General features: G+C 63.9%; 13 protein-coding genes. 9 read left to right on the top strand and 4 right to left on the bottom strand.

The features are described from left to right. Nucleotides 1-124: 124 nt before the first annotated feature. From HAQ05_RS09685 to HAQ05_RS09720, 8 genes are all read left to right on the top strand, one after another. A complete protein-coding gene (locus tag HAQ05_RS09685) occupies nucleotides 125-868 on the top strand; it encodes a 5-oxoprolinase subunit PxpA (RefSeq protein WP_190419851.1) in 744 nt (247 codons plus the stop codon). Next, nucleotides 865-1590 (top strand): 5-oxoprolinase subunit B family protein, encoded by a 726-nt coding sequence (locus HAQ05_RS09690; protein WP_190419853.1) that lies wholly within the window; start codon nucleotides 865-867, stop codon nucleotides 1588-1590. The genes HAQ05_RS09685 and HAQ05_RS09690 overlap by 4 nt, the downstream gene beginning before the upstream one ends. Further along, entirely contained in the window at nucleotides 1587-2504 is a 918-nt protein-coding gene (locus HAQ05_RS09695; protein WP_190419854.1) for a 5-oxoprolinase subunit C family protein, read from the top strand. The genes HAQ05_RS09690 and HAQ05_RS09695 overlap by 4 nt, the downstream gene beginning before the upstream one ends. 106 nt (nucleotides 2505-2610) lie before the next feature. Then, on the top strand, nucleotides 2611-3513 hold the full coding sequence (cysM, locus tag HAQ05_RS09700; protein WP_190419856.1) for a cysteine synthase CysM: 903 nt from the start codon (nucleotides 2611-2613) through the stop codon (nucleotides 3511-3513). Continuing rightward, nucleotides 3513-4883 carry a 23S rRNA (uracil(1939)-C(5))-methyltransferase RlmD gene (gene rlmD, locus HAQ05_RS09705; RefSeq protein ID WP_190419858.1) on the top strand — a complete coding sequence of 457 codons (1371 nt, stop codon included), beginning with the start codon at nucleotides 3513-3515 and terminating at the stop codon, nucleotides 4881-4883. The genes cysM and rlmD overlap by 1 nt, the downstream gene beginning before the upstream one ends. Before the next feature lie 82 nt (nucleotides 4884-4965). Continuing rightward, complete coding sequence (gene relA / locus HAQ05_RS09710) at nucleotides 4966-7212, top strand: GTP diphosphokinase (protein ID WP_190419860.1); 2247 nt, start codon at nucleotides 4966-4968, stop codon at nucleotides 7210-7212. Between the two features lie 14 nt (nucleotides 7213-7226). Beyond that, nucleotides 7227-8090 (top strand): nucleoside triphosphate pyrophosphohydrolase, encoded by an 864-nt coding sequence (gene mazG, locus HAQ05_RS09715; protein ID WP_190419862.1) that lies wholly within the window; start codon nucleotides 7227-7229, stop codon nucleotides 8088-8090. 15 nt (nucleotides 8091-8105) lie between these two features. Next, entirely contained in the window at nucleotides 8106-8645 is a 540-nt protein-coding gene (locus HAQ05_RS09720) for a DUF2058 domain-containing protein (protein WP_190419864.1), read from the top strand. Between the two features lie 141 nt (nucleotides 8646-8786). Here HAQ05_RS09720 and HAQ05_RS09725 read toward each other — a convergent pair whose 3' ends face one another. The 4 genes from HAQ05_RS09725 to purM form a co-directional block, all read right to left on the bottom strand. Beyond that, nucleotides 8787-8969: a hypothetical protein gene (locus HAQ05_RS09725; RefSeq protein ID WP_190419866.1), complete on the bottom strand. Its 183-nt coding sequence runs from the start codon at nucleotides 8967-8969 to the stop codon at nucleotides 8787-8789. 255 nt (nucleotides 8970-9224) lie between these two features. Further along, nucleotides 9225-9935, bottom strand: a complete 711-nt coding sequence (locus HAQ05_RS09730) for a DUF3108 domain-containing protein (RefSeq protein ID WP_190419868.1) — start codon at nucleotides 9933-9935, stop codon at nucleotides 9225-9227. Nucleotides 9936-9943: 8 nt separating this feature from the next. Continuing rightward, nucleotides 9944-10597, bottom strand: coding sequence for a phosphoribosylglycinamide formyltransferase (gene purN / locus HAQ05_RS09735; protein ID WP_190419878.1), 654 nt, complete (start codon nucleotides 10595-10597; stop codon nucleotides 9944-9946). Further along, a complete protein-coding gene (purM, locus tag HAQ05_RS09740) occupies nucleotides 10597-11655 on the bottom strand; it encodes a phosphoribosylformylglycinamidine cyclo-ligase (RefSeq protein WP_190419880.1) in 1059 nt (352 codons plus the stop codon). The genes purN and purM overlap by 1 nt, the downstream gene beginning before the upstream one ends. Nucleotides 11656-11914: 259 nt before the next feature. Here purM and HAQ05_RS09745 point away from each other — a divergent pair, with 259 nt between their 5' ends. After that, a complete protein-coding gene (locus tag HAQ05_RS09745) occupies nucleotides 11915-12946 on the top strand; it encodes a DUF2066 domain-containing protein (RefSeq protein WP_190419882.1) in 1032 nt (343 codons plus the stop codon). Nucleotide 12947: the final 1 nt, after the last annotated feature.

Raw genomic sequence — 12947 nt, forward strand, 5'->3', positions numbered from 1 at the left:
TAGCGTAACTGAAAGCACTTACCCGCATAAAAGTCAGGGCCCCGCGGGTTTTTCTTCATTGACCCCCTAGCCGTAGGCCCCTAACGTGAAGCCTATACCTTGCTGACACACACGGGCACGCACCATGATCCTGCTCAACTGCGATATCGGCGAAAGCTTCGGCGCTTGGACGATGGGCCTGGACGAGGCGGTGATGCCGCTGATCGACTGCGCCAACATTGCCTGTGGTTTCCACGCGGGCGACCCCAGCACCCTGCGCCAAACCGTCGCCCTGGCGGCCAGCCACGGCGTGCGCATCGGGGCGCACCCGGCTTACCCAGACCTGGTGGGCTTTGGCAGGCGTTCCATGGCGTGTTCGGCGCAGGAGGTCGAAGACCTGCTGCATTACCAAATCGGTGCGCTGCAGGGCATTTGTACCGCCCAGGGCGCCCGGGTCGAGTACGTCAAGCCCCATGGCGCGCTGTACAACGACATGATGGCCAAACCCGAAGTGCTGCGTGCTGTGCTCAGTGCCATGGCCCGTTACCAGGCGGGCCTGCCATTGATGGTGCTGGCCATGCGCGACAACCAGCCGGCGCTGGGGCTGGCGGCCGAGTATGGCGTGCCACTGTGGTTCGAGGCCTTTGCCGACCGCGGCTATGAAGCAGATGGCGCGTTGGTATCACGGCGCCTGCCCGGCGCGGTGCATCACGATACCGAGGCGGTGGTGGCCCAGGCGCTGACCCTGGCCAACGGCGGCAACCTGCGTGCGCGGGACGGCAGCGAATTGCGACTGCGCGCCGACACCCTGTGCGTGCACGGTGATAACGCAGCGTCGGTGGCGGCGGTACGGCGGATTCGCGATGCGCTGCGGCAGGCTGCACAATGAAGCCGATCAACTATGCCCCCGGCCGCCAGGCGCAGGTCGAGGTCGTGGCGATCGATGGCCTCATGTTGCGGCTGTTCGAGGCCATCGACGAAGCCAACGTACCTTGGCTGCTGGCCGCCGCCGCGCGGGTACGCGGCGCACTGGGCGAGGCGCTGGTAGACCTAGTACCGGCTTATACCACGCTGTATGTGCAATACGACCTGGCGCGGCTGGACGCCGCCCAAGCCCATGCATGCCTGGCGCGTGCCTTGGCGGGCCTTGCGCCGGAACCGGTCGCCGCCGGGCAGGAGCATGTGGTGCCGGTATGGTACGACCCTAGCGTAGGCCCGGAGCTGCCGGTGCTGGCCGCCCGCAGCGGCCTGGGTGTGCCAGGGCTGATCGCCCGCCACTGCGGGCGTGCCTACACGGTATTCGCCTTGGGCTTCACCCCGGGCTTCGCCTTCATGGGGCTGGTCGAACCGGTATTGGCGGCGCCGCGCTTGGCTACACCGCGCCAGCGGGTACCGGCCGGCAGCGTGGGCATCGGCGAACGGCAAACCGCCATTTACCCCTCGGTGTCGCCGGGCGGCTGGAACTTGCTGGGGCGCACGCCTTGGTCGCTGGTCGACGCTCAGGGCACCTGCCGTTTCAGCCCCGGTGACCGGGTGCGCTTCGAGGCGGTGGGGCGCGACCGTTTCGTTGAGTTGGGCGGCGATTGCAGCCCGTTGGAGGTGCGCGAATGACGGCGCTGATCGTCGAGCACAGCACACCGCTGTGCAGCTTGCAGGATGGCGGGCGTTTCGGTGTACGCCACTTGGGCATTACCCAGGGCGGCGCGGCCGACTGGGTGTCGATGGGGTGGGCCAACTGGCTGCTCGGTAACCCCTTGGCGGCGGCGGTGGTGGAAGTGACCCTGGGCCAGTTCAGCCTGCGGGCTGAACGTGATTGCCATTTGGCGTTGGCCGGGGCGGACCTTGAGGCGACCGTTGACGGCCAGCACCTGCTGCCTTGGCGCAGCGTGCACCTGCGGGCGGGCCAAACCCTCCAGTTCAAAGGGCCCCGGGCCGGCGCCAGGGCCTACCTCGCCGCGCCTGGCGGTTGGTTGGCACCACGGGTGCTGGGCAGTTGCGCCACCGTGGCGCGCGACCGCCTCGGAGGCCTAGGTGGCCGGGGCGCTGCCCTGGCGGCTGGCGACCGCCTGGTGTATCGAGGCCCGGCGCGGGAACCGCGACAAGTAGCCGTGGCGCAGCCACCCAACATCAGCCTGGCCGAACCGCTTCAGGTGGTATTGGGCGCGCAGATGGCGTACTTTTCCGGGCAAAGCCTGTTCGACGCGTTCGACCAAACCTGGGTGGTGGACCCCCGCGCTGATCGCATGGGCGTGCGCCTGTGCGGGCCGCGGCTGCACTACCAAGGCCCACCGATGATTTCCGAGGGTATTCCCTTGGGTGGCATCCAGGTGCCGCCGGACGGCCAGCCAATCGTGCTGGGCAATGATCGCCAGACGATCGGCGGCTACCCGCGGCTGGGCGCGCTGGCGCCCGCCTCGCTGGCCCGGTTGGCGCAGGCCTTACCGGGCGACATGCTGCGCTTGCAGCCGGTGGTGGCCGAGCAGGCACGGGCCAGCCACCTTCGGGTACTGCGGCAGTGGGCCTGAGCCGGGTTATTTCCGGCGGGAATATCGGCCGTTCATTGCGCGATATGGCCGGGCGCTGTTTGCCGGTATGATAGGTGCCTTCCGCTGTCCGAATTGCGATATCGCCATGACCTTGCACTACCCGACCATTGCCGATTGCATCGGCAACACTCCGCTGGTGCGCCTGCAGCGCCTGGGCGGGCAAACCAGCAACACCTTGCTGCTCAAGCTTGAGGGCAACAACCCGGCAGGCTCGGTCAAAGACCGCCCTGCCTTGTCGATGATCAACCGGGCCGAGGCGCGCGGGCAGATCAGCCCTGGCGACACGCTGGTCGAAGCGACCTCCGGCAACACCGGTATCGCCCTGGCCATGGCGGCGGCGATCAAGGGTTACCGCATGATCCTGATCATGCCTGACAACTCTACCGCCGAGCGCAAGGCGGCGATGACCGCCTACGGTGCCGAACTGATCCTGGTCAGCAAGGAGGAGGGCATGGAAGGCGCCCGCGACCTGGCCCAGCGCATGCAGGCCGAAGGGCGCGGCAAGGTTCTCGACCAGTTTGCCAATGGCGACAACCCAGAGGCGCATTACCGCGGTACCGGCCCGGAAATCTGGCGGCAAACCGGAGGGGCGATTACTCACTTCATCAGCTCCATGGGCACTACCGGCACCATCATGGGCACCTCGCGTTACCTCAAGGAGCAAAACCCGGGCATCCAGATTATCGGCCTGCAGCCGATGGAAGGTTCGGCCATCCCCGGCATCCGCCGCTGGCCGGTGGAATACCTGCCGAAGATTTACCACGCCGAGCGCGTCGACCGTATCGTCGACATGGCCCAGGCCGAAGCGGAAGACGTTACCCGCCGCCTGGCCCGCGAAGAGGGGATTTTTTGCGGTGTGTCTTCCGGCGGGGCAGTGGCGGCCATGTTGCGGCTGAACCAGGCGCTGGAAAACGCGGTGATGGTGGCGATCGTTTGCGACCGTGGTGACCGTTACTTGTCTAGCGGCCTGTTCGATGCCGCGCCCTGATGGCCAAGCGTAGCACTGGGCTTCGCCTGCAACCCAGCGGCGGGAGCCGGGCGCAGGCCTTGCCGGCCGGCAAGAAACAACTGCTGGCTATCGAACGGCTGGCCGGTGATGGCCGCGGCATCGCGTTTCATGAGGGGCGTACCTGGTTCGTGCACGGTGCCCTGGCCGGTGAGCACGTCGAAGCCCGGGTGCTGGGTAGCCACGGCAAGGTGGTCGAGGCCCGTGCCGAGCGGGTATTGCAACCCAGCCCATTGCGCCGGCCGGCACCGTGCGCGCATGCCGGCACCTGCGGCGGTTGCAGCGTGCAGCACCTGCCCCATGCCGAACAACTCGCCTTCAAGCAGCGCCAATTGGCCGATCAGTTGCGCCGTGTGGCCGGTGTAACGCCGCAGCACTGGGCTGCGCCGTTGGCCAGCCCGGAATTCGGCTACCGCCGCCGCGCGCGGGTGGCCGTGCGTTGGGACCCCAAACAGCAACGGCTGGAGGTGGGCTTTCGCGCCGCCAGCAGCCAGGCCATTGTCGCCGTTAGCCAATGCCCGGTGCTGGTACAGCCCTTGCAGCCGGTGTTGCTTCAGCTACCGGGTGTGCTGGCGCAATTGGCCAAACCCAAGGCCATCGGCCATGTCGAGTTGTTCCACGGCACCGCCACCGCGGTGCTGGTGCGGCATACGGCACCGCTGCCGGCCAGCGACCTCGCTTGCCTGGCGCGGTGGTGCCAAGGGCTGCCCGCGCAACTGTGGCTGCAAGGTGAGGGCGCGCCGCAGCCATACGAGCCGGGCGCAAGCCTGGGGTTTACGCTGCAACCGTGGGGGCTGACCCTTAATTACCGCCCGGGCGATTTCGTTCAGGTCAATGAACAGGTGAACGCGGCGATGGTGGCGCAGGCGCTGAGCTGGCTGAACGTGCAGCCCGGCGAACGGGTGTTGGACTTGTTCTGTGGCCTGGGCAACTTCGCCCTGCCTCTGGCCAGGCAAGCGGGGGAGGTGGTGGCGGTGGAAGGCGTCGAGGCAATGGTCGCGCGCGCTGGGCAAAATGCCGTGGCCAACGGCCTGGGCAATGTCCGCGTATACCGCGCAGACCTCGCCGAACCGCTGCACGGCGAGGCTTGGGCCCAGGGAGGGTTCGATGCGGTATTGCTCGACCCGCCGCGGGAGGGCGCTTTTGAAACAGTTCAGGGCCTATCCTCCACCGGTGCTGCGCGAGTAGTGTATGTGTCATGCAACCCTGCCACGCTGGCGCGCGACACGGTGCAGCTGCTGGAACAAGGTTATCGTTTAACATGTGCCGGGGTGCTCGATATGTTTCCGCAAACATCGCATGTCGAGGCCATGGCGTTATTTGAAAAGAGCACGGGTACCCGTGCGATGTGACTGGCGACCTTTGCCGGGCGGTAGCGGTCCAAGCCAGCGTGACTGACCCTGCGGTGCCGGGTCATAGGGAAGGTAAAGCAACATGGTACAGGTGAGAGCACAGCAGCCGATCAATACCGACGGCAGCGTCAACCTCGATGCATGGCTCGATCATATCCTCAGGGTCGACGCGGCGTTGGATCGTGGGGCGCTGAAGGTGGCGTGCGAATTCAGCCGCGCGCTTGACCGTGAAGACCCCAATGCCAAGCAGTCGTGGGCCGATGGCACCTCCAGTTTCCAGGCGGGCCTGGAAATGGCCGAAATTCTCGCGGGCCTTAAGCTCGACCAGGACTCGCTGGTTGCCGCCCTGCTGTATCGGGCTGTACGCGAAGACAAAACCACCCTCACCGAGGTGGGCGAGCGCTTCGGCCCGGTCGTGGCCAAGCTGGTCGACGGCGTGTTACGCATGGCGGCCATCAGCGCCAGCCTCACCCCCGGCGTTTCGGCGGTGCTGGGCACCCAGGTGCAGGTCGAAAACCTGCGCAAAATGCTGGTGGCCATGGTCGACGATGTGCGGGTGGCGCTGATCAAGCTTGCGGAGCGCACCTGCGCGATCCGTGCGGTGAAGAGCGCCTCTGAAGAAAAGCGCCAGCGCGTGGCCCGCGAAGTATTCGACATTTACGCGCCACTGGCCCATCGCTTGGGTATCGGCCATATCAAATGGGAGCTCGAAGACCTTTCGTTCCGTTACCTGGAGCCGGACCAGTACAAGCAAATCGCCAAGCTGCTGCATGAGCGCCGGCTGGACCGCGAGCGCTTCATTACCGAGGTGATGAGCCAGTTGCGTGAAGAACTGCAAGCCACGGGCGTGCAGGCGGACATCAGCGGCCGGGCCAAGCATATCTATTCCATTTGGCGCAAAATGCGCCGAAAAGGCCTCGAATTCAGCCAGATCTACGATGTACGCGCCGTGCGCGTGCTGGTGCCCGAGGTGCGCGACTGCTACACCGCCCTGGGTATTGTGCACACGTTGTGGCGCCATATTCCGAAGGAGTTCGACGACTATATCGCCAACCCCAAGGAAAACGGCTATCGCTCGTTGCACACGGCGGTGATCGGCCCTGAAGGCAAGGTACTGGAAGTGCAGATCCGCACCCATGCCATGCACGAGGAGGCCGAGCTCGGCGTATGCGCGCATTGGCGCTACAAGGGCACGGACGTAAAGGCCGGTTCCAGCCATTACGAAGAGAAAATATCCTGGCTGCGCCAGGTACTGGAGTGGCACGAGGAATTGGGCGACATCGGTGGGCTAGCCGATCAGTTGCGGGTAGACATCGAGCCAGACCGCGTTTACGTGTTCACCCCCGACGGCCACGCCATCGACCTGCCCAAGGGCGCCACCCCGCTGGACTTCGCCTATCGGGTGCACACCGAGATCGGCCACAATTGCCGCGGTGCCAAGGTCAACGGGCGCATCGTACCGCTGAACTACAGCCTGCAAACCGGCGAGCAGGTCGAGATCATCACCAGCAAGCACGGGAACCCTAGCCGCGACTGGCTCAACCCCAACCTGGGCTACGTCAGCACCTCGCGCGCGCGGGCCAAGATCGTGCATTGGTTCAAACTGCAGGCGCGCGACCAGAACGTCGCCGCCGGGCGTTCATTGCTCGAGCGCGAGTTGGGCCGGCTAGACCTTCCTCAAGTCGACTACGAGCGCCTGGCCGAAAAGGTCAACATGCGCACCGCCGAGGACATGTTCGCCGCGCTCGGCGCAGGCGACCTGCGCCAGGCCCACGTGCTCGGTGCAGCCCAGCAGTTGGCCGAGCCGGATCGAAGCGACGAACAATTGGGGCTGGTGCCGCGTAAATCGACCAGTGGCCTGCGCCACGGCAAACGCGGCGACATCCAGATTCAGGGTGTGGGTAACCTGATGACGCAGATCGCCGGGTGCTGCCAACCGTTGCCGGGTGACCCCATCGTGGGCTACATCACCCAGGGCCGTGGCGTGAGCATCCACCGTCAGGATTGCGCCTCGGTGCTGCAATTGTCCGGGCGTGAGCCAGAGCGCATCATTCAGGTGAGCTGGGGCCCGATACCGGTGCTCACCTACCCGGTGGATATCCTTATCCGCGCTTACGACCGCTCCGGTTTGCTGCGTGACGTGTCGCAAGTACTGCTTAACGAGAAGATCAACGTGCTGGCGGTCAACACCCGCTCGAACAAGGAAGACAATACCGCCACCATGTCGCTGACCATCGAGATCCCCGGGCTCGATGCCCTGGGCCGGCTGCTGGGCAGGGTGTCGCAGTTGCCGAATATCATCGAGGCGCGGCGCCAGCGTGCGTCCTGAGCCAGGAGCCCCTTGTGTACAGCCTAGACGACCTGCTGCGCTTGATGGCGCGCCTGCGCGACCCGCAATACGGTTGCCCGTGGGATGTGCAGCAAACCTACGCGACCCTGGTGCCGTTTACCTTGGAAGAAGCCTACGAAGTGGCGGACGCCATCGAGCAGGGCGATTTCGAGCACCTGCCGGGTGAGCTGGGTGACCTGTTGTTTCAGGTGGTGTATTACGCGCAGCTTGCCCAGGAAGAAGGCCGGTTCGACTTCGCCTCGGTGGTGCATGGCATTACCGCTAAGCTGATACGCCGCCACCCTCATGTGTTTCCTACGGGCGAGCTGTATGCGCCACTCGACACGCCACGGTTGAACGACACGGAAGTCAAACAACGCTGGGAACAAATCAAGGCGCAGGAACGCGCCGAAAAGGCACAGGCACCGGAACAATTGTCGTTGCTCGACGACGTGCCGGCGGCCCTGCCGGCGTTGGTGCGCGCGGCCAAATTGCAAAAGCGGGTGGCCAGGGTGGGGTTCGATTGGCCGAACGCTGAGCAGGTACTCGGCAAGGTCCGCGAAGAGCTCGACGAGGTCACGGCAGCCATGGCCGAGCCAACTGGCAGCTCGCGCGCCCAGGCCCAAGCCGAAGAAGTCGGCGACCTGCTGTTCAGTGTGGTCAACCTCGCCCGACACCTGGGCGTGGACGCGGAAAACGCCCTGCGTGGCGCTAACGGCAAGTTCGAGCGGCGTTTTCATTTTATCGAACAGGCATTGCGCGAACAGCGCAGGGCCATTGAAGGGTGCAGCCTCGAAGCGCTCGATGCGTTATGGGACGAAGCCAAGCGACAAGAAAAACCAAGCCCTAATGGGAGCGCAGCTTCGCTGCGCGATTGACTAGAGAACATTACGATGAGCCTCTCCCTCCGCGACCAATTGTTGAAAGCCGGCTTGGTCAACCAGAAACAGGTCAAGCAGGTCAACAAGGACCAGAAGAAGCAAAAGCGCCTGGAGCATAAAGGCCAGGTCGATAAAGACGACACCCAGCAACGATTGGCCCAAGAAGCGATGGCTGAAAAAGCCAAGCGTGACCTGGAGCTCAACCGCCAGCAACAGGAAAAAGCCGAGGCCAAGGCCCGTACTGCCCAGGTCAAGCAATTGATCGAGGCCACCCGCTTGCCGAAGTTGACCACCGACGACTACTACAACTTCGTCGATGCCAAGAAGGTCAAAAGGCTGTCGGTCAACAACCTGATGCGCAGCAAGCTCAGCAACGGCGCGCTGGCCATCGTGCACCACGGCGGTGGCTATGAAGTGGTACCGCGTGAGGCGGCGTTGAAAATCCAGCAGCGCGATCCACGCCGTATTGTGCTACTGAACGAACGGGTCGAGGAAAACGAAGCGGATGATCCCTACGCCGCCTACAAGATTCCCGATGACCTGATGTGGTGACATAAACAGCCGGTAAGTTCCGGCCGTTGTGGGAATCGCGGCGGCGCCGCGAGATGGGTTATGCAACGGCTTGTTACTTAGCGTTGCACAGCGCATCGGGTGGCGTCGCCACCCTCCCACAAGGTCCCGGGCCGGCGCGCGTCAGGCTTGTTGGCGCTGCTGCTCTAGCATTTCGAGCTCTTGCTTGTAGCTGTGCGCAGCGGTTTCGTCGTGGAACATACCCACCAACAAATCCTGTTGGTATACATCCCAGATGCGCGTGCCAGTAGCTACCGATTCATGGGATTTATGGGAATCGTCGCGTTCGGTTACTCGTACGGTCATTCTGCAATTCCTCCGATAACGGGCCTGCATCAAAACGTGGTGCAGGCCTTCGTTATAGAGTTAGTTAGCAAGCTAAGTAAACTACTTGGCGTTGGAACAGTGTATTTCCGTTTTCGCAATAATGCTGAGAGCCAGACGGCGCGCCGCCTGCGGCTTATTGCCGCACCACCGGCGGTTATGTGAAAAATAGTTCATCTGTGTTCGAAAACGAAAAAGCCGGGCACAGGGCCCGGCTTGTGGCGTTGTTGAGCGGTCTCAGTCGCCTTTCACCGGCTTACCGTCCACGGTACCTTCTTGCAGCACTATGGAGTATTCCTTGCCATCGGTTTCAGTTTGGTCCAAGCGCACAAGCAGGTAGTCCCAGCTCTTGGCAAACCATAGCAGCGTGGTGCGTTTGGTCTGGGTGGGGTCGCGCACGCGTTCGACTTTGATGGCATCGACCGTGCCGGCCTTGGTGGACACTTTCTCTTCGCCCAATACGCGGAAGTCGTAAGTGTCGAGGTCGTCGCCGTCGACCACTGGGTAGCTCATGCTCTTCTTGCCTGCGGCAACATCATGCTGCAAGGCCAGTTGGTAAGTGGATTTGTCCAGTACGCCGTTGTTCAGCGGCAGGTTTACCGCACTGCCGCGGTCGCTGCCGGTGATTTTCTTGGCAGACCAATCGAAGTCGAGGTTAACGCTTTTGCTCTTGCCCAAGCCCCCGCGCTCATAGCGATAGCTTTGCGGCAGGAAGGCACCGTTGTCGTATTTGAATTCACTGCTTTCAGTGAGGCTGGCGATCATCATGGACGCCTTGAAGCTCAAGGACCATTGGCCATTGGCGTTGGCGATGAGGTCACGCTCGGCCGTGCCGCTCATGGGCAGTTGTTTCCAGTCAGCGGTGTAGCTGGCCGTGAACGGCTTGAGGTCGGCCGCCTGGGCCAGTGGGGTAAGCAGGGCGAACGCTAGAAGCAGAGCGCGACGCATAGGGTCTCCTATTGGCGAATGACATGGCCGCTGGCGGCCATAGGCTGGCCGTCAAGGTACACGCGGCCGCTGGCGGCCAGCATTAAACGGCCTTCAGCGAACCACCGCACCGCCAGCGGATAAACCCGATGTTCCTGGGCGTGAACACGTTGCGCCAGGGTGTGTGGCGTGTCCCCTGATTCTACCGTTACGACCGCCTGTACGACCAGCGGCCCTCCATCGAGTTCCTCGGTCACGAAGTGTACGGTGCAGCCGTGCTCGGTATCACCGGCCTGAAGCGCACGTTGGTGGGTGTGCAGGCCTTTGTGCCGTGGCAGCAGGGAAGGGTGGATGTTCAGCAGGCGGCCCTGGTAATGGCGCACGAACGCAGGGGTCAGGATGCGCATGAAACCAGCCAGCACAACCAAGTCGGGTGTGAAGCGGTCGATGCTGTCCATCAAGGCGGCATCGAAAGCGTCGCGGCCGGCGTAGTGGGCGTGGTCCAGCACGCAGGTGGGCAAGCCGTGGGCGTGGGCACGCACCAGGCCATGGGCGTCTGCGCGGTTGGACACCACCGCGCAGACCCTGGCTGGGCTGCCCGGCGCCATGGTGCTGTCGAGCAGGGCTTGCAAGTTGCTGCCGTGACCAGACAGTAACACCACGACATTACACGGCCCGGGCATCAGCTTACCTTGAGGTTGTTCAGCTCTACCTGGGGCGCGCCTTCGGCGGCAGTGGCGACCTGGCCGATGACCCAGGGCTGCTCGCCGGCTTGGCGTAGCACGTCGAGCGCGCGCTCCACGTCGCCCTGGGCCACGCAAATGACCATCCCCACGCCGCAGTTGAGCACACGGTGCATTTCGTGCTCATCGACGTTGCCCTGTTGCTGCAGCCAGTCGAACACCGCCGGCCGTTGCCAACTGGCTACATCGATAACGGCTTGGGCGCCTTGCGGCAGTACCCGTGGGATGTTGTCGAGCAGGCCGCCCCCGGTGATGTGGGCCATGGCCTTCACCGCGCCGGTTTGCTTGATCAACTGCAACAGCGGTTTAACGTAGATGCGCGTCGGGGCCATCAGCAGGTCGGCCAGCGGTGTGCCGCCCAGTTGGGTGTTCTCGACGGTCGCGCCGGACACTTCGATAATTTTGCGGATCAGCGAGTAGCCGTTGGAATGCGGGCCGGAAGAGGGCAGGGCGAGCAGGGCGTCGCCGGCGACTACCTTGGACCCGTCGATGATCTCGGCCTTCTCGACCACGCCCACGCAAAAACCGGCCAGGTCGTAGTCTTCACCTTCGTACATACCGGGCATTTCAGCGGTTTCGCCACCTACCAGCGAGCAACCGGCCAATTCGCAGCCTGCACCGATGCCCGTGACCACGGTGGCGGCGGTTTCCACATTGAGTTTGCCGGTGGCGTAGTAGTCGAGGAAGAACAGCGGCTCGGCACCGCACACCACCAGGTCGTTCACGCACATGGCGACCAGGTCCTGGCCGATGCTGTCGTGCTTGTTCAGGTTCAATGCCAAGCGCAGTTTGGTGCCCACCCCATCGGTACCCGATACCAGCACCGGCTGCTTGTAGCCGGCCGGAATCTCGCATAGGGCGCCGAACCCCCCTAGGCCACCCATGACTTCAGGGCGTGCGGTGCGTTTGGCCACGCCCTTGATGCGTTCGACCAGTGCTTCGCCGGCGTTGATGTCTACACCGGCGTCTTTGTAGCTCAGGGAGGGTTGCTTGCTCATGATCCAGGCCTATAGAAAGGGGGCGTTTCAAAAAAGGACCTTGCCGCCCATGGCCCCTGGCAAGCGGCGCCAGGCAGCCGGCAACGCGCGGTCTGCGAAGGCGCGCGATTTTAACAGGCTTGGCCGGCAGCGGCCATCCTCGCAAGACGGCGCGCGCGCCGCTGTTGAGGCAATTCTTTTATTGGCACGTTGAGTGTTTTACGGGAAAGTGTGGTCACACGGCACGAAACGCATCGCCTTTGCCCTTTGGAAATCCTTCATGCGTCTGCACACCCTTTTGCTAGCGTCCTGCGTCACCTTGGCCAGCTTCAGTGCCCAGGCCGAGACAGTCAACAACCTCTACCAAGTGCGAGAGCCGCTTGCCAGTCAAGACCCGGCCGAACGTGACCAGGCGACGCAACGCGCGCTGGAAACCCTGGTGCTGCGCCTGACCGGCGACCCGAAGGCGTTTTCCAGTTCGGCGCTGGCGGGGCTGCGTGGTGACCCTAAACAGGTCATCAGCCAGTTCGGTTATGAAGCCGGCCAGCCGCCGTCGCTGCAGGTCGATTTCGACCCCGCGGCAACCGACAATGCCTTGCGCCAGGCAGGGCTTGCCACCTGGGGCACAAACCGCCCGTCGATCTTGGCGTGGTGGTTAACCGACAGCGACAACGGTAGCAACTTGACCGGCGATGCCCAGCCCAGCGCCGAGCCATTGCGCCGTGCCGCCCTGCACCGTGGGTTGCCGCTGCGCCTGCCGTTGGCCGACCTCTCCGAGCAGCCACTGGCCAGTGCCCAGGCGTTGGAGGGTAGCGACCCAACCGGCCTGCGCAGTGCCTCTGAACGGTACGGCGCCGATGCCCTGCTGGCGGTACATGCCACCGGCAGCGCCGGGCAATTGCAAGCCAAGTGGCAGTTGTGGCTGGGCAGCCAGCATGAGCAGGGCACCGCCCAGGGTAGCGATGCGGCGGGCTTGGCCGATGCGGTGATGTTGGCCGTGAGCGAGCGGTTGGCCCCGCGCTTTATCACCAAACCCGGTGCCAGCACCGACATGGCCCTGCAAGTGCAAGGCATGAACCTGGAGCGCTATGGCCAATTGAGCCGCCTGCTCGACAGCTTCGGCGGCCGCCTCATAGCCATGGAGGGCGATACAGCGACCTATCAGGTTAGCGGCAGCCCTGAGCAGTTGCGGGCCCAATTGGGCTTGGCCAAATTGCAGGAAAGCCCGGCCCCGGAGGCGCCCGAGGCTGTACCCGGCCCGGCCACTGCCGAGCAACCGGCGGGCCCTGCGCCACTGCGTTTTCATTGGTAAG

This window comes from Pseudomonas typographi, from assembly GCF_014694385.1.
In the GTDB taxonomy this organism is placed as follows: domain Bacteria; phylum Pseudomonadota; class Gammaproteobacteria; order Pseudomonadales; family Pseudomonadaceae; genus Aquipseudomonas; species Aquipseudomonas typographi.

Excerpts from the sequence above, each read along its gene's own strand:
- HAQ05_RS09685 (WP_190419851.1), top strand. The coding sequence starts at position 125 with ATGATCCTGCTCAACTGCGATATCGGCGAAAGCTTCGGCGCTTGGACG.
- HAQ05_RS09690 (WP_190419853.1), top strand. The coding sequence starts at position 865 with ATGAAGCCGATCAACTATGCCCCCGGCCGCCAGGCGCAGGTCGAGGTC.
- HAQ05_RS09695 (WP_190419854.1), top strand. The coding sequence starts at position 1,587 with ATGACGGCGCTGATCGTCGAGCACAGCACACCGCTGTGCAGCTTGCAG.
- cysM (WP_190419856.1), top strand. The coding sequence starts at position 2,611 with ATGACCTTGCACTACCCGACCATTGCCGATTGCATCGGCAACACTCCG.
- rlmD (WP_190419858.1), top strand. The coding sequence starts at position 3,513 with ATGGCCAAGCGTAGCACTGGGCTTCGCCTGCAACCCAGCGGCGGGAGC.
- relA (WP_190419860.1), top strand. The coding sequence starts at position 4,966 with ATGGTACAGGTGAGAGCACAGCAGCCGATCAATACCGACGGCAGCGTC.
- HAQ05_RS09720 (WP_190419864.1), top strand. The coding sequence starts at position 8,106 with ATGAGCCTCTCCCTCCGCGACCAATTGTTGAAAGCCGGCTTGGTCAAC.
- HAQ05_RS09725 (WP_190419866.1), bottom strand. The coding sequence starts at position 8,969 with ATGACCGTACGAGTAACCGAACGCGACGATTCCCATAAATCCCATGAA.
- HAQ05_RS09730 (WP_190419868.1), bottom strand. The coding sequence starts at position 9,935 with ATGCGTCGCGCTCTGCTTCTAGCGTTCGCCCTGCTTACCCCACTGGCC.
- purN (WP_190419878.1), bottom strand. The coding sequence starts at position 10,597 with ATGCCCGGGCCGTGTAATGTCGTGGTGTTACTGTCTGGTCACGGCAGC.
- purM (WP_190419880.1), bottom strand. The coding sequence starts at position 11,655 with ATGAGCAAGCAACCCTCCCTGAGCTACAAAGACGCCGGTGTAGACATC.
- HAQ05_RS09745 (WP_190419882.1), top strand. The coding sequence starts at position 11,915 with ATGCGTCTGCACACCCTTTTGCTAGCGTCCTGCGTCACCTTGGCCAGC.